Raw genomic sequence first — 20,790 nt, 5'->3', positions numbered from 1 at the left:
CGCACGGTCCGCCGCCAGCCGCCGACTGGTGTTTCCCCGGCAGGCCGTGCAAATCCGCCGATACGTGTTACGAATCGGCGATTCCCTGCATACAATGGACACAACACCTACGTCCGGTCCGCGGTGGACAAGCAGGCCGGAACCGACTTCGCGCCGAACCGGGCCACGCCCGTTCGGCAGACAACAACCGGAACCACACGGTGCAGCGCAGGCCGGATCGCTCGGGGGTCCACAGCATGTCCACGCAAGCCAGGAAGCCGCTGATCTCGCTCGTCGTGCCGTTTCATGACGAAGAGGAAACGATCGACGCGTTCTTTGCCGAAACGCTGCCCATTCTCGAGTCGGTCGCCGCGGTCCGCTTCGAGATCGTCTGCATCAACGACGGCAGCCGCGATCGCACGCTCGACCGGCTGCTCGCGATCGCCGCCGGCGACGCGCGCGTGCACGTCGTGGATCTCACGCGCCGCTTCGGCAAGGAAGCGGCGCTCACCGCGGGCCTCGACGAGGCGGCCGGCGCCGCGGTGATCCTGATCGACGCCGACCTGCAGGACCCTCCGGCGCTGATTCCCGCGATGATCGAACACTGGCGCGGCGGCGCCGAGGTCGTCGCCGCGAAACGCACCGACCGGATGTGCGATCCCTACCTGCAGCGCGCGGCGGCGGCGCTCTACTATCGCGTGCACAACGCGCTGTCCGAGGTGGAAATGCCGGAAAACGTCGGCGATTTCCGCCTGATGGATCGCGAGGTGGTCGACGCGCTGCGCGCGCTGCCGGAGCGGCGACGGTTCATGAAGGGGCTGTTCGCGTGGGTCGGCTTTCGCACCGCGATCGTCGAATACACGCGGGCGCCGCGCAGCGGCGGCCGCTCGAAGTTCTCCGGATGGCGGCGCTGGAATTTCGCGCTCGAGGGCATCACGAGCTTCAGCACGGTGCCGCTGCGCGTGTGGACCTACGTCGGCCTCACGTTCGCGATGCTGTCGCTCGTGTACGGCGCGTTCATCGTCGTACGAACGCTGTTGTTCGGCAATCCGGTGCACGGCTACCCGTCGCTGATTTCGGTCGTGCTGTTCGTCGGCGGCATCCAGCTGATCGGCATCGGCGTGATCGGCGAATACCTCGGCCGGATCTATCACGAGTCCAAGCAGCGTCCCGTCTATCTCGTCAGGCGGCGCTACCGGGCCGAGCGGGATGCCGCCGCGCAGCCCGCATCGAAGCTGCTGCAGTTCCCGCTCAAGCGCACGCACGCGGCCCGCCGCCGGACGACGAACCCGGCCGCCGCCGGCCTTGCCGCCCGCAAGGCGTCGTTCAAGTAAGCCGGGCCGCGGCAATTGGACATTTCCAGCCAATCGATGCGCTCGGCGCAGCGCCCGGTCGGCGAGTGGCTCACCCCGCGGCGCCTCGTCCTGTACAGCGCGCTGATGCTGGTGTTCTACGCGCTGTTCATCGCGATCTGGACGAGCGTCGTTCAGCACGCGCATGGCGACGCCGGGTCGCGCCCCGGCGCCGACTTCTCGGTGTTCTGGTCCGCCTCGTACGTGATGCTGCACGGTTCGCCGTCGCAGGCGTACGATTTCTCGTCGTTCTCGCGGCTGACGGCCGAGCTGTTCACCCACTTTCGTCGCGACAGCTTCGCGCCGTGGCTGTACCCGCCCACCTATCTGCTGCTCGTGACGCCGCTCGCGCTGCTGCCCTTTGCGCTCGGGTATCCGCTGTTCGTCGCGGTCGGCGTCGTCGTGCTCGGCCTCGCGGCGTCGCGCGTATCCGGCCTCCGAACGATGGCCGGCGCCGGGCGCGCCGCTACGCTCGCACTGGCCGCCGCACCGTGCGTGTTCGTCACCGCGACGCTCGGGCAGAACGCGTTCCTGACCGCATCCTGCGCGGCGCTGGCCGTCCATTGGGCCGCTCGGCGGCCGATGTGGGCCGGCCTCTGCATCGGCCTGCTGTCGGTCAAGCCGCAGATGGCGTTGCTGTTCCCGTTCGTGCTGGTCGCGGCGCGCGCGTGGCGCACGATCGCATGGGCCGCGCTCGCCACGGGAACGTTCGTCGCGCTGAGCGTCCTGGTCTGCGGGGTCGAGTCGCTGCGCCTGTTCGTCGCCAGCACCGGGCTCGCGCGCTCGATCGTCCTCGAACATGGGGTCGTGTTCTGGCTCGCGTCGCCGACGCCGTTCGCGGCGTTCCGCCTCGCGGGCGTGCCGCTCGGCGCCGCTTATGCCGCCCACGCGTGTATCGCCGCGATCGCGATCGCGGCCGCCTGCATCGCGTGGGCGCGGTCACACGATACCCGCGTGCGCGCGGCCGTGCTGACGGTCGCGACGCTCGCGGCCAACCCGTACGTGTGGCACTACGAACTCGCGTGGCTCGCCGTCGCGATCGCGTGCATGCTGGCGATCGGCTGGCGCGACGGCTGGATGCGTGGCGAGCAGACCGCGATCGCGCTGATGTGGGCGCTGCCGATCGTCGAATACCTGAACCCGTGGCTGCAGTGGCCGCAGATCGGCCCGGCCGTGACCCTCTTCGCGCTGCTCGTGCTGCTGCGGCGCGCGCGGCACGACGCTCACAACGCGAGCCGCGGCGGCACGTACACGCCGTAGTACGGCCCGACGCCCGTCGCGACACCCGTCATCTTCACGCCGGCAACGAAGTGCCCCTGGATGTACTTGTACGTGCCGCCGAGCGACACGTCGATGTGGAACGCGGCGAACGCGACGATCGGCACGGTGGTGCTGCTCGACGTCTGCGTGACGACCGGCAGCACGACCGTCGCACCGACCGGCACCGACGTGTAGAGCGTCGCCTTCACGCCGGTGGCGAGATTGATGGTGTCGCCGATATTGAGCGTCGTCGGGTTGCCGGTCACCATCAGCCCGCCCATCGTCGTCGTGTCGGTCGCGGTCGACTGGAACGACGTCCACTGACCGCCCATGCACAGCGCGCCATAGGTCTGGCCGTTGGTGATCGAGAACTCGTACGGCTGGCCCGTCAGCGGATTGATCAGCGGCTGGTTGGTCGCCGCATTCCAGTACTGGTTGTACACGCACTGATCGATCGCGACCGGAAACAGGCCGCCCGCCGCCACTCCGCCGGGCGCGGCCAGCACCGCGATCGCGGTTGCGCTGCCGGACGTGCCGGGCACGCCCAGCAGCCCGCCGAGCAACAACGGAATCGAGCCGCCGTTGATGCCCGGCGCGCGCGACACCGTCACCTGCACCGCCGGCACGTCGTACGCGCCGGGCGTGATGGTGGTCGGCTGCATCGACGCCGGGGTGCGCGTCACGTTCCAGTAGCCGGTCGTCACCGTGCCCGTCGACAGTGCCGCGCCCGCCGCCGAATTCTGCGCGATCACGCCGTTCGCCGCCGGCGCGGCCTGTGACCAGTTCAGCGCGCCGCCGGTCGACGACATCATCGCATCGGCCGCAGCGAGCGCGGCCGCGTCGGCGGCGTTCTGAAGCTGGTTGCGCACGGTGGCGACCCAGGCGATGTCGATCGCCAGCGCGCCGAACGACAGCAGCGGAATCAGGAACATCACGAAGAACAGCGCGACGGAGCCTCGCTCTGAGGCGCGGCCGGTGCATCGCGTGCCGGCGGCGTCATTCATAGAGCATCACCGAGCTGGCCGAGATCGTCAACGGGCCGGTCAGCACGCTCAATGCCGTACCCAGCACCAGCCCGGAATACGTGTAGGTCACCGTCACCGTCAGCGCGGTGCCCGCGGTCGTGCCGTTCGCCTGCGTCACGGCCACGGTCGGGGCCGTCGCGCTGCCGCCGCTGACCAGGCTGTTCTGCGTGTAGCTCAACGCGACGTTGGCGATCTGCGTCGTGGTCAGCATCGGCACGCGCAGCACGACGCCGGCCCGCGCGGCTTCCCGGCTCGCGTTCGTGATGACGGCCTTGTCGCACAGCAGCAGGCTCACGTCGATGATGCCGATCAGCACCATCAACAGGAACGGCAGCATCAGCGCGAATTCGAGGGATACGACGCCGCGCGCGTGGCGCGCGCCCATCGCCCCGCGTGTCATTTTGCGGCCCCCGCGGCACTTGGCACGACGTGCGGCTCGAGCGCCGCGCCCGTCAACGGCCGCGCGGCGGCAGCAGCCGGGCGCGCTGCGAGCTGCGCGCGCACCGCCTGGTAGAAGCGCAGGTTGTCGGCCACCGCCGACGCAGGCAGGTCGGCGGACAGCAGCTTCTTCGCCGAATCGGTGTTGCCGAGCACCCCGTACGCGAACGCGAGGTTCTGGCGCGCCTGCCATGGCGCGTCGGGCAAGCCGGCCACGTCGAGCAGCACGTTCACGCCTTCGCGCGGCCGGTTGCTCAGCACGAGCGACAGCCCGAGGTCGACGCGCAGCCCTTGCGCGTCCGGATGCGCGCTCAGCGCGTCGCGATACACGGCTTGCGCGTCGGCGTGTCGCCCCTGCAGGTCGAGCACCGTGCCGAGCCCTTGCGCCGCGAGCGGCAGGTTCGGCTGCGCGGCCAGCAGGTCGCGGTAGCGCTGCGCGGCCTCGTCGAGCCGGCGCTGCCGCAACGCGACGCGCGCGAGCCCGAGCTGCGGCCCGAGATCCGCCGGCGCCTGTTGCCGCGCCTGCTCATAGAGAATCCGCGCGCGCTCCAGATCGCCGGCCCGGTAGTTCACGTCGCCGAGCCCCAGCTGCGCCGCGAGCGAATCGGGATGCCGCGCGAGCACCTTCCCGTACAGCGTCGACGCGAGTTCGACGTTGCCGCCGGCAAGCGCGCTGTCGGCAATGCGCAATTCGGCCTGCGGGTCGTCGCTCTTGTGCGACAGCGCCGGTCTCGTCTGGATGCCCGGCGCGCAGCCGCCGGCCAGCACCGACAGCACGGCCGCGGACGCCAGCGTGCGGATGACGGATCGTGTCATTTGAATACCTCGATCAGGCGGATCGCCGCCGGGCCCGCCGCGATCAGGCCGACCGTCGGCAGGATGAACAGCATCATCGGCACCGTGATCTTCGGCGCGAGCTTCGCGGCCTTCTCCTCGAGCGCGACGACCTGCTCGGTGCGCTCGCTGCGCGACAGGGTCCGCAGCGCCTGCGTGATCGGCGTGCCGAATCGCTGCGATTGCGTGAGCGTCGTGGCCAGCGAGCGCGCCGACGAAAAATTGACGCGCAGTGCGAAATGCGCGAGCGCCTCGGAGACGTTGCCGCTCAGCGTCAGCTCGTCCGCGCACACCGTCAGCTCGTCGGCGAGCGGCGGGCAGATGCGCTCGAGCTCGCGGGCGACGCGCCGCACGCCCGATGCGAGACTGTTGCCGGCCATCGTGCAGATCACGAGCAGGTCGAGCGCATCCGGAAAGCACGCGGCGATGATGCGCCGGCGCCGCCGGATCACCGCGCCGAGCACGTACTCGGGCACGATCACGCCGATCACGAACGCGCCGACCATCGCTACCGCACGGATCACGAAGAATTCGCCGAGACGCGGAATGTACGGGCTGAACACCATCGCGAGGCCCGCGAACAGCACGCCGCAGCTCAGCTTGATGCCGATCATCGTCGACACCGCGCGGCGCTCGCGAAAACCGGCGCGCGTGAGCTGCAGCCCGAGCTTCACACGCTGCATCGGGTCGAGCACGGGTAGCCGCTCGCCGAGCTGCGCGAGCCGCCGCGTCAGGTCCTGACGCACCTCGCCCGGCTGCAGCCGCCCCGCCGCCAGCGACAGCGAGCGCTGTCCGGCCGCCTGCTGCACGCGCGCGGCGATGCGCCGGCGCGTGCCGCCGCCGGGCGTCGCGAGCGCCGCGGCGACGCACGCGAGCAACAGCAGCAGTTCAAGGCCACGGGCGGCCAGCATCGACATCGTCATCGCGCGGTATCCAGTTTCGAGATCTTGTTGATCGTCAGCAGTCCGATCGTCAGCAGCACGGCGGCGATCGTCAGCATCACGTGTCCGGCGTGCGTATCGAACAGCAGCATCACGTAAGAGCGGTTCACGAGGAACAGCGCGCCGATCATCGCGAACGGCACGGCCGAGATGATCTTCGTCGTGATCCGCCCTTCGGCGGTCAACGCGCGCGTCTTCAGGCGGATGTCGCGGCGCGTGCGGATGATGCTCGACAACTCGTCGAGCGTTTCGCCGAGGCTGCCGCCGGTCTCGCGCTGCAGCAGGAGGTAGACGGTGAAGAACGAGAAGTCCGCGATCATCAGCCGGTCCGACGCCTGCGTCAGCACGTCCTTCAGATCCACACCCACGCGCAGGCTGTCGCCCATCGTGCGGAAGGTCGAGCGCACCGGCTCCGCCGCGCTGTCGCCGACCGTGCTGATCGCCTGCGTGACCGGGATGCCCGCGCGCACCGCGCGCACGATCAGGTCGATCGCGTCCGGGAACGCTTCGAGAAAGCGCAGCCGGAAGCGCTCGACCAGCGCGCGATAGCTGGCGCGCATCGCAAGCAGCGGCAACCCGACGTAGATCACCGGATGCAGGACGCCCGGCAGCGCGACGAGCCTCATCGCGACGATCGCCGCGATCGCGCCGACGATCGCGCTCGCGACGACGATCCGCATCCCGCGCTCGCCGCCGACCGCGCGCACGCGCGTCACGTAGCGCTGCAGCCACGCACGCACGCGGCCCTGCCGGCGCGGCAGGTTGAACAGCGCGACGCCGGGCGCGGCGGCCGCACCGGCCTCGCGGCCCGCCAGCGACGGCGCGAGGCGCCGCATCCGCTCGCGAATGCGCTGCTCCGGCGCCTGCCGCGCGCGATCGAGCAGTGCGGACAGCATGAGGCCGATCACGAGGATCACGACGAACGCGCCGAGCGCGAACAGGTCGGCGGGCCTCATTGCCGGAATACCTCGGAGAGCGTGTCCTCCACGCCGTAGTACGCGGCACGCGCGGCGAACGCGGGACGCAGCGACGACGCCTCGAACACCCCCTTCACCACATCGCGCGTCGTGTCGCTTTCCTGGCGGAACGCGAACAGGTCCTGTGTGATCACGACCTCGCCTTCCATCCCGACGATCTCGGTGATCCGGGTCACGCGGCGCACGCCGTCGCGCATCCGCTCGACCTGCACGAACAGGTGCACGGCGCTCGCGATCTGGCGCCGGATCGACAGCAGCTGCAGGTTCGCGTTCGCCATCATGACCATGCTTTCGAGCCGGCTGATCGCGTCGCGCGGCGTGTTCGCATGGATCGTCGTCATCGAGCCGTCGTGGCCCGTGTTCATCGCCTGCAGCACGTCGAATGCCTCCGCGCCGCGGATTTCGCCGAGGATGATGCGATCGGGCCGCATCCGCAGCGCGTTGCGCACGAGGTCGCGCTGCGAGATCCCGCCGAGCCCTTCGGTATTCTCCGGCCGCGTCTCGAGACTGACGACATGCGGCTGCAGCAGTTGCAGCTCGGCCGCATCCTCGATCGTCACGATCCGCTCGTGCTCCTCGATGTGTTGCGACAGCGCGTTCAACAGCGTCGTCTTGCCCGAACCGGTACCGCCCGAGATCACGATGTTCAGCCGGCATGCGCAGGCGATCTTCAGCACCTGCAGCATCCCGTGCGAGATGTTGCCCTGATGCGCCATCCGCGCGAGCGTGATGTCGCGCTTCGCGAACTTGCGGATCGAGATCGACGCGCCGCGCATCGCGATCGGCGGCAGCACCACGTTCACGCGGCTGCCATCGGCAAGACGCGCGTCTACCATCGGGCTGCTCTCGTCGACACGGCGCCCGACCGCCGCCGCGATCCGCTGCGCGACGCTCGTCACGTGCGCGTTGTCGCGAAACTTCAGTGGCGTGAGTTCGAGCCGCCCCGCGCGCTCGACGTACACCTGGTCGGGGCCGTTCACGAGGATGTCGGACACGGTGTCGTCGGCGAGCAGCGGCTCGATCGGCCCGACGCCGAACATGTCGTTCAGGATCGCGTCGACGATCAGCACCTGCTCGCCCGCCGTGATCTTCAGGCGCTCGCGCTCGACGGTGTGCGCGGCCACCTGCTCGATGCCCGCCCGCACTTCGTCGCGCGTCTTCATCAATGCCGCCGACATGTTCATCGACGAGAACACCGCGGTGCGAATCGCATCGAACTTGCCGGAGCGGATCAGCGCCTCCTGCGTGTCGGCCGCCGCCGCACCGCGCACGGGCGGCGGCGTGTGGCTCGCGATCGGCCCCGGCGCCGGCGCGGGCGCGGGCTCGTCGTCGCGCGGCGCGGCCGGGGATACGGCCGGCGCAGGCTCCGGCCTCGACCGTTTGCGGGTACCGAACGTCACGATCCTTTCCTCCACTTGACGAAGCGCGCATACCACGGCTCGGCGACGGCCATCGATTCACCGGTGATGCCGTTCGCGAGCCGCCGGATCTCGTCCAGGAAACCATGACGCTTCGCGCCTTCGATCGGCTCGCCGAGATTCTCGGCGACCGCGAGCGGCTGCGGCTCGTGCGGCAGCTCGCGCAGCTTCACGCCGCCGAACGCGTCCTCGAAATCGGTCTGCGCGACGCGCCCCTTGACCGGTTCCAGCGGATTGTTCAGCACCATCGACAGCAGCCGCTCGCCGGGCAACTCCTTCACGAAGCGCGCAAGCCGCGCGGCTTCGTACGCGGCGTGCACCGAGCGGTCGGCGACGATATAGACGAGATCGGACGCCGCCAGTGCGTCCTCGAACAGTTTGCCGGCGCGGTTGCCCACGTCGAACAGCACGTAATGGAAGCGGTCCTTCAGCATGTCGACGAGCTGCGCGACCGCAGCGTCGCGCAGCGGCGCGTCTTCGCCGTACGCCAGTTCGGCCGACAGCACGTGCAGGCGGTCGCCCTTCGTGACGAACATGCGGTCGAACAACGCGTCGTCGGGGCGCTGCTCCATGTTCAGCAATTCGATCAGCCCGTTGTTGCTCGACAGCCCGAGCATCGAGTTCGCGCCGCCGCCATGAAGGTTCAGGTCGGCATACGCGACACGGCGGCGCTTCTCGCCCGCCAGGCAGCGCGCGAGACTCACCGCGACCGTCGTGGCGCCCACGCCGCCGCGCGCGCCGACGAAGCTGACGATCTTGCCGGTACGCGCGTGCACGATCGATTCCGTCGCGGTCAGCGCGCGCCGCATCAACTCGACGGTCAGCGGCTTCACGATGTAGTCCTGCACGCCGATGCCAAGCAAGTTGCGGAACAGCCCGACGTCGTTCTGCGTGCCGATCGCGATGACCCGCACGGACGGATCGCACATCTCGGCGAGCCGCATCAGGTCGGACACCGGCAGCACCGAATCCGACACGTCGACGATCAGCTGGCGCGGCGAACGCTCATGCTGCTGCAGCAGGCGGATCGCGTCGTCGCAGTTGCCCGGCTGCACGTGGGCGCGCGTGATCGACAGATCCTGCGCGACGCGGCGAATCACGTCTTCGCTGCCCGCGTCCGACACGACCGCGATGAGATCGGCCGCTCCGGCGGCGGCGGCACGCTTGGCGTTCTGGCGGTCGAGGACGTTCATGGGCGGCATCGCGATGGCCTCGTGTGCGGGTCAATGGCCGGGCGAGCCGGTCGTCAGCGTCTTGCCGGGGGTCGGCTGCTTCACGCGATCCTCGACGTAGCGGCGCACCGCGTCGGCCGCGACTTGCGCGTCCGCGCCGCCGTACGGCACGGGCGCGACGAGATCTTCCGGTCGCGCGAGCATCGTCGCGAGATTCGTGTAGGTCGCGCAGCCGAACGGCACGCCGGGCCGCCCGAACCCCGCGTCGACGAGATGCGACGGCTGCATCAGCGTCGCGCAGTCGGGCGGCACCGCGCGCACGCCGTCGAAGCCGATCGCGCGTGCGTCCGGCAGGTTGATCGGCGGCGGCGCCGACAGGCAGCCCGCAAGCGCCGGCGCCAGCAGAGCGAAGACGATGGTTCGAACCCGCATGCGCGCTCCTCCGGTCAATACACGAAGCCCGCGGCGCCGACGAGGCGCGGCGTTTCGCCCGACAACAGGTCGAGCCCGAGATTGCGCTGCACCGCGAACTCGAGATCGCTGCTCGGCCGCGCGACGGTGTCGAGCGCCTGTTCGAGCTGGCCGGGGCCGGTCGGCTGCACGATGTACGGCGTCACGATCACGACGACCTCGGTCTTGTTGTCCTGGAAGTTCTTCGATGAAAACAGCCGGCCGATGATCGGCAGCCGGCCGAGCCCCGGAATCTGCGACACGGTGTCGGCCGTCTGGCTCTGCAGCAGCCCGCCGATCGCGAAGCTCTGCCCGCTCGACAGCTCGACGGTCGTCTCGACGCGCCGCACGGTGAGCCCCGGCACCGTGACGCCGCCGGTCGTCACGCTGTTGTTCGCGTCGACCTCGCTCACTTCCGGGCGCACCTTCAGGCTGATCCGGTTGTCGGCGAGCACGGTCGGCGTGAAATCGAGCGACACGCCGAACGGCTTGAACTCCACCGTGATCGCGCCGGTCGTGCTGCCGGCCTGCGCGACCGGAATCGGAATCTCGCCACCCGCGAGGAAGCTCGCGGTCTGGCCGGACATCGCGGTAAGGTTCGGCTCCGCGAGCATCGTGATCAGGCCTTCCTGGTCGAGCGCGTCGAGCACGACGTCGATCGACCAGCGCCCCGCGTGAAAGCCGCCGAGCACCGAGTACGCGCCCGTCGGCGACAGGTTGAACAGCTTGGTCGTCGGATCCATCAACGTGCGCCCGTTGAACAGCCCGCCGATGAAATTGCCGGCCGCGCCGAGCGAGCTCCAGTTGATGCCGAGCTGCTGCGTGACGTTGCGGCTCACCTCGGTCACGCGCACGCGCAGGTTCACCTGAATCGGGCGCGACAGGGTGAGCCGGTTGACGATCCTTTCCTTGTCGTTCAGGTAGGGCGTGAGCGACTGCATCACGGCGTCCGCGTCGGCCGCGCTCGGCACCTTGCCCGACACCATCAGCGAGCCCGGCGCGCCGGACACCGCCAGCTTCAATTGCGGAAAGCGGCTGTCGAGCACCGCCTGCAGCGACGCGGTATCGACCTGCACGATCACCGTCCGGCGCAGGATCGGCCGATGGTTCGCGCCGAGCGCGATCAGCGTGGTGGTGCCGGCCTTCTTGCCGAACACGAACACGGTGCGGGGCGACGGCACCTGGATGTCGGCGATGCTCGGGTCCGCGACGAACATCGCGGTCGCGGGTTCGGACAGCGACAGCATCTCGCCCTTGCCGGTCGCGATCGACAACGCCGCGCCGGCGTCCGCCGCGTGCGCGCGCTGCGCGAGCGCGACGCCCGGCGCGACGATGCAGGCCAGCCACCCGATAGCGATCCAACGAACCATGCGCACCATGCGTTTTCCCGTCAGTTGCCGGCCGCCGGGCGGCCGGCCCGATTCTTCACTGCGTCACTGCACCATCGTGGCCCGCGGCGCTTGCGTCGTCGCGTCCGCTGCGGCATTGCCGCCCGCGGGCGCGGCTGGCGCAACCGGTGCAACCGGCGTGCCGGGCCAACCGGACGGCAGCGGCGGCACGCCCGGCGTGCCGGTGCCGCCGGCGCGCGATCCATCATCGACCGACGAGCCGCGATAGATCACGACCGTGTTGCTCTGCACCGGCCGCGTGCCGGCGTCCGTCCTCGCGGACGGCGCGCGCGCCGCTTCGCGGGCCGCGCGCGATACGTCGCCGGCCCAAACCGGCGGCGTATCGGGCTCCTGTTCGTCGCCGCCCGCCGCCTGGCGGCGGTCGCTCGTCGCGAAGCTGCGCAGCGCGAGCGACAGCGAACCGAGGCGCGTCGCGACCAGCACGACCTGCGCGGTGCGCGGCGCGACCTCGAGCGTGACCGTGCGCGCGCGGACCGGCGCGTCCGGCGCGCTCGCGGGCCCCTTCGCGCGCTGGAATTCCGAGCCGACCGCGAGCACGCGCGCGCGCCGCACGACCGTCTCCGCTTCGAACGTGCCGGGCGTCGTCGCGGAGCCGCCGATCTGCTGCGTGAGCACCACGTCGACGAAGTCGCCCGGCTGGATCAGCCCCGCGTTGCCCGACACGTCGTCGACGGGCACCGAGATCGCGCGCATGCCGGGCTGCAGCGCGGCCGCGAGAAAATCCGGCGCGCCCGCCGAAATCACGTTGTCCGCGCGGATCGGCGCGCCCGCGTCGACACGGCTGCGCAGCAGCGCGCCCTTCAGGTCCGCGCCCGGTTGCGATTCGACGAATGCGCCGGCCGGCACCTGCGGGCGCGGCATGGGCTTCCACGCGAGATCGTTGTCGCGCAGCAGCAGCCCTTCGGGCAGGTCCGCCGCCGCGACCCGCACGCGTACCTCGGCCGGGTCGCCGGGCGGCGCAGGTGTCGACGCGGAAACATAAAGCTGGCGCAGGATGAACGCACCGATGCCGGCAGCGATGATCAGCACGGCCATTCTCAGGGGTTTGGGCATGGCAGCGCGCGTCCCCCTGGCTAGGTAAGCGAAAGTGCGTGAGGCAACGACGCCCAGACGGCCAGCACGCCGCCGAGCGCAAGCGCGACGCCGTACGGCACGCCGCGCGTCGCCATCGTGTGCGCGGGCGCGATGCGACGCTGGCGTGCGACGCCAGCGAGCATGGCGAGGCCGCACGCGGCGCCGCTCGCGCCGACGATCGTCAGCACCGGCAACGCGAGCGTCGGGCCGGCCCACAGGAATACCGCCGCCGCCAGCTTCACGTCGCCGCCGCCGAGCCAGCCCGCGTGCCGCAGCCCGCCGAACACCGCCAGCATCGCCGCGGCGGTCGCGACGTGGCCGGCAAATGGCGCAAGCCCTTCGCGCACGAGCGCCGCCGCGACCAGATACAGCATCGCGAACGCCAGCACGGCGCGATTGGACACGCGCCGCTCGCGCAGGTCCTGCGCCGCGATCGACACCAGCACGAACGTTGCCGCCAGCTGTACGAGATAGAGCATCGGAGAGCCGTCCGTCGGTGCGCCCCGGCTGGATACGTCGTACCGCTGCGGATCCGTGTGTTCGTCGGCGGCGCGCGGGTTCAGGAGATCAGATCAGCGAGGTGACCTTGTTGACCAGCTGCGTGAATATGGCCTGCAGGCCGGTAGTACCGCTGAGGTACGTGCCGACCGCCGCGAGTGCGACCACGATGATGCCGGCCAGCACCGCGTATTCGAGCGAACTGACGCCCCGTTCATCGCGCAACAAGGATTTGACGTATTGCAGCATGACTCCCTCCGTGTGACGGGGCCGTTGATCGACCGTTGAATGTAAAGACGCTGCGTTGCTTCTATGGCGGTGCATGGCGTTCGCCCATTCACGACTCATGCGGCGGCCCGGGCATCGAGCCGTTCGCATCCCCCGGAATCCTTTCGATCGCTGCGACGCGCGGGGGTACGGCAACGCATCTGCCGTACTTCGCGCGTTTTGTTGCGCGGGCCGCATTTGACACGATGCGGATCACGCGATTCGTCTAGGGTATAGACAATTTTTTCGGGGATTTCAAATTATTTAGCGTCGGAGTGTATTTATGGAAGCCACCCTTCAACGATGAAATACAGGCACACCGCTTACCGCCTTCCCGCCCCGCCACGCAAGGCCTGTCGGGGGCGCGGCGTAAGAATGTCAACGATGACACGCATCATTGCGTTGGCGCATGATTCGATATTTTTTACCTGGCTTTTCGCAATTCACCGGATTCGCATCGGCAACTTTAAAAGCGGCCGTTCGCGCTCGCTTTCCGGAAATCTTTTCGCGCCTGCCGATTCGACAGGGAAAATATTTCGTATCCCGATCGGATTGCCCGACACCGCGCACGCGTCGCTCAGCATGACGACACATATCGATCGTCACGGCGGCCGCTAAGGTTGTGACGATTCATCGGTTCCGGTTTCGCGCGGCCCCTGCTTGAATGGAGGCCCGACCGACCCGACCCAGGAGACGCCCGATGTCCGAAGTCCAGCACGCCGCTCACCCGTCATCGCATGCTTCGCACGCCACTGCGCCGCACACGGCCGCCGCCCCGCTTCAGTTGCGCCAGGTCGCCGGCCGGATCGGCGCCGAGATCACCGGCGTCCGGCTGTCGAGCGCGCTCGACGACGCGACGTTCGACGCCATCCACGCCGCGCTGCTGCGCCACAAGGTGCTGTTCTTCCGCAACCAGGAGCATCTGGACGACACCGCGCAGGAAGCATTCGCGCGTCGCTTCGGCGACACCGTCGCGCATCCGACCGTGCCGCCCGTCGACGGCAGCGCGCACCTGCTCGAACTCGATTCCGCGCACGGTGCGCGCGCCAACTCGTGGCACACCGACGTGACGTTCGTCGACGCGTACCCGAAGGTGTCGATCCTGCGCGCGGTCGTGATTCCGCCGTTCGGCGGCGACACGGTGTGGGCCAACACGGCGGCCGCGTATGCGCACCTGCCGGAATCGCTGCGCGCGCTCGCCGACACGCTGTGGGCGCTGCACACGAACGCCTACGACTATGCGTCGACCCACGTGCACGCCGACGACACGCAACTGAAACGCTACCGGGAAGTATTCACGTCGACCGTCTACGAAACCGAACACCCGGTGGTGCGCGTGCATCCGGAGACCGGCGAGCGCACGCTCGTGCTCGGGCATTTCGTGCAGAAGATCAAGGGGCTGTCGTCGCAGGATTCCGCGCATCTGCTGCAGGTGCTGCACGAACACGTGACGCGCCTCGAGAACACCGTGCGCTGGCGCTGGCAGCAAGGCGACGTCGCGATCTGGGACAACCGCGCGACGCAGCACTATGCAATCAACGATTACGGCGATGCGCGCCGCGTCGTGCGCCGCGCGACCATTCACGGCGACGTGCCGGTCGGCATCGACGGCCGCCGCAGCGTCTTGCTGAAGGGGCCGGGGGCGACACTGCAATGACGTGCGCCGCGCACGGTGCGCGGTCGAGACAGCAGCCGCGCTCGCGCTGCGCACGCGCTGCGCTAAACATCGCATCGACCGCCGGCGCGCCCCGCACGCGCCGGCTGCCCCGCTTCAATCCAGCCACACGCCGTCGAACCGGTGCCCGCCGAGCGGCGAGAACGTCACCCCGTGCACACGCTTCGAAATCGGCAGCGACACGATCGACGTCGCGATCGGCGTGAACGGCACCTGATCCTTGAACACCACCTGCGCCTGCTCGTAAAGCGACGTGCGTTTCGCGACGTCCGCGTTCGCGCGCGCCGCGCTGACGAGCCGCTCGAAATCCGCATTGCACCACTTCGCGAGATTGCTGCCGTGCACCGCATCGCAACCGAGCAGCGTGCCGAGCCAGTTGTCGGGGTCGCCGTTGTCGCCCGACCAGCCGTACAGGATCGCGTCGTGCTGCCCGTCGTGTTTCGCGCGGCGGTTGTATTCGCCCCATTCGTAGCTGACGATCTTCGCGCGCACGCCGATCTTCGCCCAGTCCTGCTGAATCAGTTGCGCCATCAGCTGCGCGTTCGGGTTGTACGGGCGCTGCACCGGCATCGCCCACAGCGTCAGGTCGAAGCCGTTCGGGAATCCCGCCTGCGCGAGGAGCGCCTTCGCGGCCGCCGGATCGCGCGGCGCGTCCTTCAGGCGCGGGTTGTACGACCATTGCGCGGGCGGCATCGGGTTCGTCGCGATCGTCGCGTCGCCGTTGAACACCGTCTTGATGATCGCCGTCTTGTCGATCGCGATGTCGAGCGCGCGCCGCACGTCGACGCGATCGAGCGGCGGATGCTGCGTGTTGTACGCGACGAAGCCGACGTTGAAACCCGTCCCCGAAAACAGCGTCAGCTTCGGATCGCGCCGCACCGTCTCGAGATCGGCCGGCCGCGGGAACACCGACACCTGGCACTCGCCGGTCGTGAGCTTCTGCAGGCGCGCGGCCGGATCGGGCGTGATCGCGAACACGAGATGCGCGAGCTTCACGTCGTCCGGTTTCCAGTAGTCGGGGTTCGCGTCGTAGCGGATCACCGCGTCCTTCTGATACGCACGCAGCTGGAACGGCCCGGTGCCGACCGGAAGCTGGTTGATGTCGGCCTCGCGGTGGCGTGCCGCCAGTTGCGACGCATATTCGGCCGACAGGATCGACGCGAACGCCATCGCGAGATTGCGCACGAACACGACATCCGGCGACTTCAGCACGAAGCGCACCGTGTCGTCGTCAACCTTTTCGATGCGCTCGATGTTGCGGTCGAAACCGAGATCGCTGAAGTACGGGAAGCTGACCGGGTAGGCCTTGCGGAACGGACTGTCGGCGTCGAGCATCCGGCCGAACGTGAACACGACGTCGTCGGCCTGGAACGGACGCGTCGGCTTGAACCACGCGGTCGTCTGGAACTTCACGCCGCGCCGCAGGTGGAACGTGTAGACGCGCTGGTCGGACGACACGTCCCAGCTCGTCGCGAGCGACGGGACGAGATCGAGCGTGCCGCGCTTGAACTGCACGAGCCCGTTGTAGATCGTGTACGTGCTCGCGTCGAAATCGGTGCTGGTCGTGTGCTGGCCCGGATCGAAGCCGGCCGGGCTGCCTTCGCTGCAGTACACGAGCGTCTTGCCGGCCGGCGCGGCGAACGCGTGCGTGAAGCCGCCGGCGAGCAGCAGCGACGCGGCCATGGCGCGCAACGCCACGACGGCAACGGACGTGCGCCGCGCACGATGCGCGGCGGATGAATCGAATGGAATCTTCATGGTGGCTCGGACAGGACGGTCATGCGAATGACGACCGCCGATCTTCGCGCGCCGCCCGCCGATCGCTTACCAATTAATTCCGCGTTGCTTATCGCAGCGGATGCATCCCGCTGCCCCTGCATCGGTTTGCCCAAGCGAGCGTCGCGGAGATGCCCACGAACATCGTCGCAACGGCCCGCGCCGCGCTTCGACGCGGTTCGTGCATCGCCACGCGCCGCCTTCCGGCCCCCTGCAGGTTCTCCGGAATTGGCGCATCGTATCGGTTGGCCGACGCCGGCACCGGCGCGCGGGGATTCGCCCGGCGCGCAAGCTCCGGCACGGCGCGCTACCGGCGCGCCGCCCCTTCCAGGAGGACCCACGATGTCGATCAGCCCCGATACGCCCTCTCGTCCCGTGAAGTCGCCGGGCCCCGATCATCCGATCACGATCGAGCCGCATCCGTCGCGCGTCGTGGTCAAGGTGGCGGGCAAGACCGTCGCCGACACGCGCCGCGCGCTGGCGCTGCGCGAGGCCAGCTATCCGGCCGTGCTCTACATTCCGCGCGAGGATGCCGACATGTCGCTGCTGCAACGTACCGACCATGCGACGTACTGCCCGTACAAGGGCGATTGCGCGTACTACTCGATCCCCGCCGGCGGCGAACGCGCGACCAACGCGGTGTGGACGTACGAGCATCCAAATCCGGCCGTCGAATCGATTCGCGCGCACCTCGCGTTCTACCCGGACCGCGTCGACGCGATCGAGGAAAGCACGCTCGGCACCGATTGAGCGCGGCGGCGCGCGGCCGCCCCGTCGTTCACGTATCGCCCGGCCGCTGATTTGCATATGCGGATTCGTTGGTTGGCCGCCGGCCCGCGCGGCCGTATCGTCCTGAATCCGGCGCGGGCCGGCCGTGCGCATCGCCTGCAAACGGCTGCGTCCCGCCAATCGCGCCGCCAGCCCGCGCGCCCCGTGAACCCGCCAGCAGGACGCCTCGATGAACGACACACCGCACGCCGACGTTGAAACGAGCCCGGCCAACCCGCGCCGACGCCACTGGCTGCACGGCGCCGCCGCCGGGCTGGCCGGGCTCGCGCTCGGCCCGCTCGCCGGCCTGCCCGCATGGGCCCAAGGCAGCGACAAGCGGCTGCGCATCGGCTTCCAGAAATACGGCAACTTCGTCGTGCTGAAGGCGCGCGGCACGCTCGAGAAACGGCTCGCGAGCCAGGGCGTGGCGGTGCAGTGGCTCGAGTTCCCGGCCGGCCCGCAATTGCTCGAGGGGCTGAACGCCGGCGCGATCGACGTCGGCACGGTCGGCGAGACGCCGCCGATCTTCGCGCAGGCCGCCGGTGTGGATTTCGTCTATATCGGCAACGAACCGCCCGCGCCGCACGGCGAGGCGATCGTGGTGCTGCCCGATTCACCGATCCGCACCGTCGCGCAGCTGCGCGGCAAGAAGGTCGCGTTCAACAAGGGTTCGAACGTTCACTACCTGCTCGTGAAGGCGCTCGAACACGCGGGCCTCACGTATGCCGACATCCAGCCGGTCTACCTGACACCCGCCGATGCGCGCGCCGCGTTCGTGCAGCGCAGCGTCGACGCGTGGGTGATCTGGGATCCGTATCTGGCGGCCGCCGAACGGCAGCTCGGCGCGCGCGTGGTCGCGAACGGCGACGGGCTCGTGCGCAACACGCAGTACTACCTCGCCGCACGCAAGTATGCGGCCGCGCAGCCGCAGGTGCTGCGCACGCTGCTCGACGAAGTCGACGCGGTCGACCGCTGGGGACGCGACCATATTCCGGAAGTCGCCGCGCAACTGTCGCCGCTCGTCGGCCTCGACGCGCCGACGCTCGAAATCGCGCTCAAGCGGGCCGGCTACGGCGTGCAGCCCATCACCGATGCGACGCTCGCGTATCAGCAGAAGATCGCCGACGCGTTCAGCACGGTGAAGCTGATTCCGGCCAAGGTGACGGTCGCCAACGCGCGCTGACGCCCCGCCGCTGCGACGCGTTACGGCGAACGCGTCGCGCCGATCCGCCGCCATTCGTCGTAATCGGTCACGACGCCCGCATCGTCCACCGCGATGTCGGCCGCGTACGCGCCGCTCTCGTAGCGGTAAACGCATTCCGCCGTGCGCGCATAGCGCTGCTCGCCGCGCACGATCTCGAACGCCGGGAAGCGCAGCCACGCGGTGTGAATGACGGCCGACGCGCCGACCGCCAGCCCGAGACGCCGGATCGGCAGCGTATTGGTCGATGGACTGAAGCCGAGATCGATGTCGGTCGCGCCCGCGAGTGCCGGCGCGTCGGCGCCGTCGACCGTCCAGCGCCCCGCGTCGCATTCGATCTCGAGTTGCGTTGGCGGCGCCGCGCCGAGCCAGTGCGTCACGCGCACGGCACGCGTCAGCCAGTCGGCGCCGCACACGATCGCATAGTCGACGCGAAACGGCGTGCCGTCGATCGCGCCCGCGACCGCCCCCGACAGATCGATGCCCTGACGCGTCTCGACGAGGCGGCACCATTCGGCCGCCTGCCACGTCTGCGCGATCTGCCATGCGACGCATCGTGTGCGCGCCGCTTCGTCCCGTTGCGTCATGTCGTCTCCTGTCGATCGAGCGAAGGCGATGTTCACTCACGGCGCCGGTGCGCGCACGTGCCACGTCGCAAGCCCGACGGCAAACTCGAATCGGCGTGCAAGGATCACGGTCGGAAATAGCAGCGACCGGTGGCGTTACGCCGCCGGCCATCGCGCAGTCACGCGCGCCGCATCACCACGCGTGCCGATAGATCGCCAGCGCGTCGGCTTCCGTCACTTCGCGCGGATTGTTCACGAGCAGGCGCGTCTGCAACATCGCATCCGACGCCATGCGCGGCAGGTCGCCCTCGCCGATGCCGACCTCGCGCAGCGTGCGCGGGATGCCCGTCGCGACAATCAGCCGATCGATCTCGTCGATCAGCGCCTGCGTCCTCGTTTCGTCGCTGCCCGTCGCCGACGGCGCGACGATCGCCGCGAGCTCCGCATACAGCGGCGCGGCGGCCGGTGCGTTGAAGCGCAGCACATGCGGCAGCACGAGCGCGTTCGACAACCCGTGCGGCACATGGAAAATGCCGCCGACCGGATAGGCCAGCGCATGCACGGCCGCGACCGGCGCGTTCGCGAATGCCTGGCCGGCGAACATCGCGCCGACCAGCATCGCTTCGCGCGCGTGGCGATCGCGGCCGTCGTCGCACGCCTTCAGCAGGTTGCGCGACAGCAGCGTCAATGTCTGCACGGCCAGCATGTCGGACACCGGATTCTTCAGCCGCGACGACGTATAGGCCTCGATCGCATGCACCATCGCGTCGATGCCCGTCGCAGCCGTTCCCGCGCGCGGCAGCCCGAGCGTCAGCTCGGCGTCGAGGATCGCGACGTCCGCGAACAGGTGCGGCGACACGACGCCCATCTTGCGCGCCTCGCCGACCGTGACGATCGACACGGCCGTCACTTCGGAGCCGGTGCCGGCCGTGGTCGGCATCTGCACGAGCGGCAGCCGCGACGTTGCAACCTTGTCGACGCCGTACATGTCGGCCAGCGCCTGCCGCCCCGGCACGAGCGCGGCGATCAGCTTCGCGACGTCCATCGACGAACCGCCGCCGAGGCCGAGCACGATCTCGGCGTCGGCCGCCACCGCCCGTGCGGTCGCGTCGAGCACCACGTGCTCGGGCGGATCGGCGATCACGTCGTCGATCACCGTCACCTGCCAGCCGTGCGCGGCGAGGCTCGCCAGCGCGGGCGCGAGCACGCCGCTGCGATGCAGGAACGCGTCGGTGACGACGCACAGTCGCGCGAGCGTCGGAAAGCGTTCGCGCAACAACGCGCCGAGCCGGCGCGCGGCGCCGAATTCGACGATCTGCGTCGGAACGGTACGGAATTGAAACGGGTTCATCGGGTGCCTCCCGGTGGCGTCGCCGTGCCGGTGTCCGGCTGCACCATGTAGCACGTCACGTCGCGGCGATCGAGCAACGGAATGATCGCGCCGACACCGATCCGCTGGAAATGCGGCGTTTCCCGATGCACGTCGAGGCCGTCGGCTTCGCGGTAACGCTCGAGGATCACGATGTGGTCGGGCTCGACCGGCGAGCGGAAGTACGCGTAGTCGAGGTTTTTCGGCTCGGCGCGCGTGAGCGGCGCGAGTTCCGCGAGCAGTTCGATCACGCGGTCGCCGTTGCCGGGTTTCGCGAAGAAATGGGCGATGACCTGCAGGTAGGGTTCGTTCATGCTGCGCTCCGTATTCGCCAGCGGCCC

Annotated in this window: 22 protein-coding genes; 6 read left to right on the top strand and 16 right to left on the bottom strand. The window is 69.3% G+C overall.

The features are described 5' to 3' along the window. Positions 1-236: 236 nt before the first annotated feature. Both SB786_RS18060 and SB786_RS18055 read left to right on the top strand, forming a co-directional pair. Positions 237-1,313: a glycosyltransferase family 2 protein gene (locus SB786_RS18060; RefSeq protein ID WP_410728623.1), complete on the top strand. Its 1,077-nt coding sequence runs from the start codon at positions 237-239 to the stop codon at positions 1,311-1,313. A 15-nt stretch (positions 1,314-1,328) separates the two neighbouring features. Next, positions 1,329-2,591 carry a glycosyltransferase family 87 protein gene (locus tag SB786_RS18055; protein ID WP_410728622.1) on the top strand — a complete coding sequence of 421 codons (1,263 nt, stop codon included), beginning with the start codon at positions 1,329-1,331 and terminating at the stop codon, positions 2,589-2,591. On the opposite strand, the gene SB786_RS18050 is transcribed toward SB786_RS18055, so the two are convergent. The 12 genes from SB786_RS18050 to SB786_RS17995 all read right to left on the bottom strand — a co-directional run bounded on the left by SB786_RS18050 (position 2,555) and on the right by SB786_RS17995 (position 13,076). Then, on the bottom strand, positions 2,555-3,595 hold the full coding sequence (locus SB786_RS18050) for a TadG family pilus assembly protein (RefSeq protein WP_410728621.1): 1,041 nt from the start codon (positions 3,593-3,595) through the stop codon (positions 2,555-2,557). The two genes, SB786_RS18055 and SB786_RS18050, sit on opposite strands and share 37 nt — an antisense overlap. Further along, positions 3,588-4,016 carry a TadE/TadG family type IV pilus assembly protein gene (locus SB786_RS18045; RefSeq protein ID WP_410728620.1) on the bottom strand — a complete coding sequence of 143 codons (429 nt, stop codon included), beginning with the start codon at positions 4,014-4,016 and terminating at the stop codon, positions 3,588-3,590. Before SB786_RS18045 ends, SB786_RS18050 begins: the two co-directional genes overlap by 8 nt. After that, positions 4,013-4,870 carry a tetratricopeptide repeat protein gene (locus SB786_RS18040; protein WP_410728619.1) on the bottom strand — a complete coding sequence of 286 codons (858 nt, stop codon included), beginning with the start codon at positions 4,868-4,870 and terminating at the stop codon, positions 4,013-4,015. Before SB786_RS18040 ends, SB786_RS18045 begins: the two co-directional genes overlap by 4 nt. Continuing rightward, complete coding sequence (locus SB786_RS18035; protein WP_410728618.1) at positions 4,867-5,811, bottom strand: type II secretion system F family protein; 945 nt, start codon at positions 5,809-5,811, stop codon at positions 4,867-4,869. Before SB786_RS18035 ends, SB786_RS18040 begins: the two co-directional genes overlap by 4 nt. Continuing rightward, positions 5,808-6,785: a type II secretion system F family protein gene (locus SB786_RS18030; protein ID WP_410728617.1), complete on the bottom strand. Its 978-nt coding sequence runs from the start codon at positions 6,783-6,785 to the stop codon at positions 5,808-5,810. Before SB786_RS18030 ends, SB786_RS18035 begins: the two co-directional genes overlap by 4 nt. Next, the gene (locus tag SB786_RS18025) at positions 6,782-8,206 is read right to left on the bottom strand and encodes a CpaF family protein (RefSeq protein ID WP_410728616.1); all 1,425 of its coding nucleotides are present in this window, start codon (positions 8,204-8,206) and stop codon (positions 6,782-6,784) included. Before SB786_RS18025 ends, SB786_RS18030 begins: the two co-directional genes overlap by 4 nt. Beyond that, complete coding sequence (locus SB786_RS18020) at positions 8,203-9,426, bottom strand: CpaE family protein (protein WP_410728615.1); 1,224 nt, start codon at positions 9,424-9,426, stop codon at positions 8,203-8,205. Before SB786_RS18020 ends, SB786_RS18025 begins: the two co-directional genes overlap by 4 nt. A 21-nt stretch (positions 9,427-9,447) precedes the next feature. Continuing rightward, positions 9,448-9,828 carry a CpaD family pilus assembly lipoprotein gene (locus SB786_RS18015; RefSeq protein WP_410728614.1) on the bottom strand — a complete coding sequence of 127 codons (381 nt, stop codon included), beginning with the start codon at positions 9,826-9,828 and terminating at the stop codon, positions 9,448-9,450. Positions 9,829-9,842: 14 nt separating this feature from the next. Continuing rightward, positions 9,843-11,225: a type II and III secretion system protein family protein gene (locus tag SB786_RS18010; RefSeq protein WP_410728613.1), complete on the bottom strand. Its 1,383-nt coding sequence runs from the start codon at positions 11,223-11,225 to the stop codon at positions 9,843-9,845. A 54-nt stretch (positions 11,226-11,279) separates the two neighbouring features. Further along, positions 11,280-12,308, bottom strand: a complete 1,029-nt coding sequence (cpaB, locus tag SB786_RS18005; protein ID WP_410728612.1) for a Flp pilus assembly protein CpaB — start codon at positions 12,306-12,308, stop codon at positions 11,280-11,282. A 20-nt stretch (positions 12,309-12,328) separates the two neighbouring features. Continuing rightward, entirely contained in the window at positions 12,329-12,808 is a 480-nt protein-coding gene (locus SB786_RS18000) for a prepilin peptidase (protein WP_410728611.1), read from the bottom strand. Between the two features lie 88 nt (positions 12,809-12,896). Further along, positions 12,897-13,076, bottom strand: coding sequence for a Flp family type IVb pilin (locus SB786_RS17995; RefSeq protein ID WP_006755398.1), 180 nt, complete (start codon positions 13,074-13,076; stop codon positions 12,897-12,899). Between the two features lie 402 nt (positions 13,077-13,478). Between SB786_RS17995 and SB786_RS17990 the strand changes: the two genes are divergently transcribed. Together SB786_RS17990 and SB786_RS17985 are read left to right on the top strand one after the other, a co-directional pair. After that, entirely contained in the window at positions 13,479-13,712 is a 234-nt protein-coding gene (locus SB786_RS17990) for a hypothetical protein (RefSeq protein WP_410728610.1), read from the top strand. Between the two features lie 82 nt (positions 13,713-13,794). Further along, entirely contained in the window at positions 13,795-14,751 is a 957-nt protein-coding gene (locus tag SB786_RS17985) for a TauD/TfdA dioxygenase family protein (RefSeq protein ID WP_410728609.1), read from the top strand. Between the two features lie 114 nt (positions 14,752-14,865). Here SB786_RS17985 and SB786_RS17980 read toward each other — a convergent pair whose 3' ends face one another. Next, positions 14,866-16,527: an ABC transporter substrate-binding protein gene (locus tag SB786_RS17980; protein WP_410728608.1), complete on the bottom strand. Its 1,662-nt coding sequence runs from the start codon at positions 16,525-16,527 to the stop codon at positions 14,866-14,868. A 360-nt stretch (positions 16,528-16,887) separates the two neighbouring features. Between SB786_RS17980 and SB786_RS17975 the strand changes: the two genes are divergently transcribed. Both SB786_RS17975 and SB786_RS17970 read left to right on the top strand, forming a co-directional pair. After that, on the top strand, positions 16,888-17,295 hold the full coding sequence (locus tag SB786_RS17975) for a DUF427 domain-containing protein (protein WP_006758237.1): 408 nt from the start codon (positions 16,888-16,890) through the stop codon (positions 17,293-17,295). 208 nt (positions 17,296-17,503) lie between these two features. Beyond that, positions 17,504-18,496, top strand: coding sequence for a sulfonate ABC transporter substrate-binding protein (locus SB786_RS17970; RefSeq protein WP_410728607.1), 993 nt, complete (start codon positions 17,504-17,506; stop codon positions 18,494-18,496). Between the two features lie 20 nt (positions 18,497-18,516). Here the strand turns inward: SB786_RS17970 and SB786_RS17965 are convergent, their stop codons facing one another. From SB786_RS17965 to SB786_RS17955, 3 genes are all read right to left on the bottom strand, one after another. Further along, entirely contained in the window at positions 18,517-19,101 is a 585-nt protein-coding gene (locus tag SB786_RS17965) for a putative glycolipid-binding domain-containing protein (RefSeq protein ID WP_410728606.1), read from the bottom strand. 172 nt (positions 19,102-19,273) lie between these two features. Continuing rightward, on the bottom strand, positions 19,274-20,431 hold the full coding sequence (locus tag SB786_RS17960; RefSeq protein WP_410728605.1) for an iron-containing alcohol dehydrogenase: 1,158 nt from the start codon (positions 20,429-20,431) through the stop codon (positions 19,274-19,276). Next, positions 20,428-20,763, bottom strand: coding sequence for a putative quinol monooxygenase (locus SB786_RS17955; RefSeq protein ID WP_006753558.1), 336 nt, complete (start codon positions 20,761-20,763; stop codon positions 20,428-20,430). The genes SB786_RS17960 and SB786_RS17955 overlap by 4 nt, the downstream gene beginning before the upstream one ends. Between the last annotated feature and the right edge of the window lie 27 nt (positions 20,764-20,790).

Source organism: Burkholderia sp. SIMBA_062 (genome assembly GCF_046534765.1).
GTDB lineage: Bacteria > Pseudomonadota > Gammaproteobacteria > Burkholderiales > Burkholderiaceae > Burkholderia > Burkholderia ambifaria.
This window is presented reverse-complemented; position numbering and strand designations above follow the sequence as displayed.

What these genes read in the sequence shown, in the direction of transcription:
- SB786_RS18060 (WP_410728623.1), top strand. Translation starts at nt 237, where the DNA reads ATGTCCACGCAAGCCAGGAAGCCGCTGATCTCGCTCGTCGTGCCGTTT.
- SB786_RS18050 (WP_410728621.1), bottom strand. Translation starts at nt 3,595, where the DNA reads ATGAATGACGCCGCCGGCACGCGATGCACCGGCCGCGCCTCAGAGCGA.
- SB786_RS18045 (WP_410728620.1), bottom strand. Translation starts at nt 4,016, where the DNA reads ATGACACGCGGGGCGATGGGCGCGCGCCACGCGCGCGGCGTCGTATCC.
- SB786_RS18040 (WP_410728619.1), bottom strand. Translation starts at nt 4,870, where the DNA reads ATGACACGATCCGTCATCCGCACGCTGGCGTCCGCGGCCGTGCTGTCG.
- SB786_RS18035 (WP_410728618.1), bottom strand. Translation starts at nt 5,811, where the DNA reads ATGACGATGTCGATGCTGGCCGCCCGTGGCCTTGAACTGCTGCTGTTG.
- SB786_RS18030 (WP_410728617.1), bottom strand. Translation starts at nt 6,785, where the DNA reads ATGAGGCCCGCCGACCTGTTCGCGCTCGGCGCGTTCGTCGTGATCCTC.
- SB786_RS18020 (WP_410728615.1), bottom strand. Translation starts at nt 9,426, where the DNA reads ATGCCGCCCATGAACGTCCTCGACCGCCAGAACGCCAAGCGTGCCGCC.
- SB786_RS18015 (WP_410728614.1), bottom strand. Translation starts at nt 9,828, where the DNA reads ATGCGGGTTCGAACCATCGTCTTCGCTCTGCTGGCGCCGGCGCTTGCG.
- SB786_RS18010 (WP_410728613.1), bottom strand. Translation starts at nt 11,225, where the DNA reads ATGGTGCGCATGGTTCGTTGGATCGCTATCGGGTGGCTGGCCTGCATC.
- cpaB (WP_410728612.1), bottom strand. Translation starts at nt 12,308, where the DNA reads ATGCCCAAACCCCTGAGAATGGCCGTGCTGATCATCGCTGCCGGCATC.
- SB786_RS18000 (WP_410728611.1), bottom strand. Translation starts at nt 12,808, where the DNA reads ATGCTCTATCTCGTACAGCTGGCGGCAACGTTCGTGCTGGTGTCGATC.
- SB786_RS17995 (WP_006755398.1), bottom strand. Translation starts at nt 13,076, where the DNA reads ATGCTGCAATACGTCAAATCCTTGTTGCGCGATGAACGGGGCGTCAGT.
- SB786_RS17990 (WP_410728610.1), top strand. Translation starts at nt 13,479, where the DNA reads ATGACACGCATCATTGCGTTGGCGCATGATTCGATATTTTTTACCTGG.
- SB786_RS17985 (WP_410728609.1), top strand. Translation starts at nt 13,795, where the DNA reads ATGTCCGAAGTCCAGCACGCCGCTCACCCGTCATCGCATGCTTCGCAC.
- SB786_RS17980 (WP_410728608.1), bottom strand. Translation starts at nt 16,527, where the DNA reads ATGAAGATTCCATTCGATTCATCCGCCGCGCATCGTGCGCGGCGCACG.
- SB786_RS17975 (WP_006758237.1), top strand. Translation starts at nt 16,888, where the DNA reads ATGTCGATCAGCCCCGATACGCCCTCTCGTCCCGTGAAGTCGCCGGGC.
- SB786_RS17970 (WP_410728607.1), top strand. Translation starts at nt 17,504, where the DNA reads ATGAACGACACACCGCACGCCGACGTTGAAACGAGCCCGGCCAACCCG.
- SB786_RS17965 (WP_410728606.1), bottom strand. Translation starts at nt 19,101, where the DNA reads ATGACGCAACGGGACGAAGCGGCGCGCACACGATGCGTCGCATGGCAG.
- SB786_RS17960 (WP_410728605.1), bottom strand. Translation starts at nt 20,431, where the DNA reads ATGAACCCGTTTCAATTCCGTACCGTTCCGACGCAGATCGTCGAATTC.
- SB786_RS17955 (WP_006753558.1), bottom strand. Translation starts at nt 20,763, where the DNA reads ATGAACGAACCCTACCTGCAGGTCATCGCCCATTTCTTCGCGAAACCC.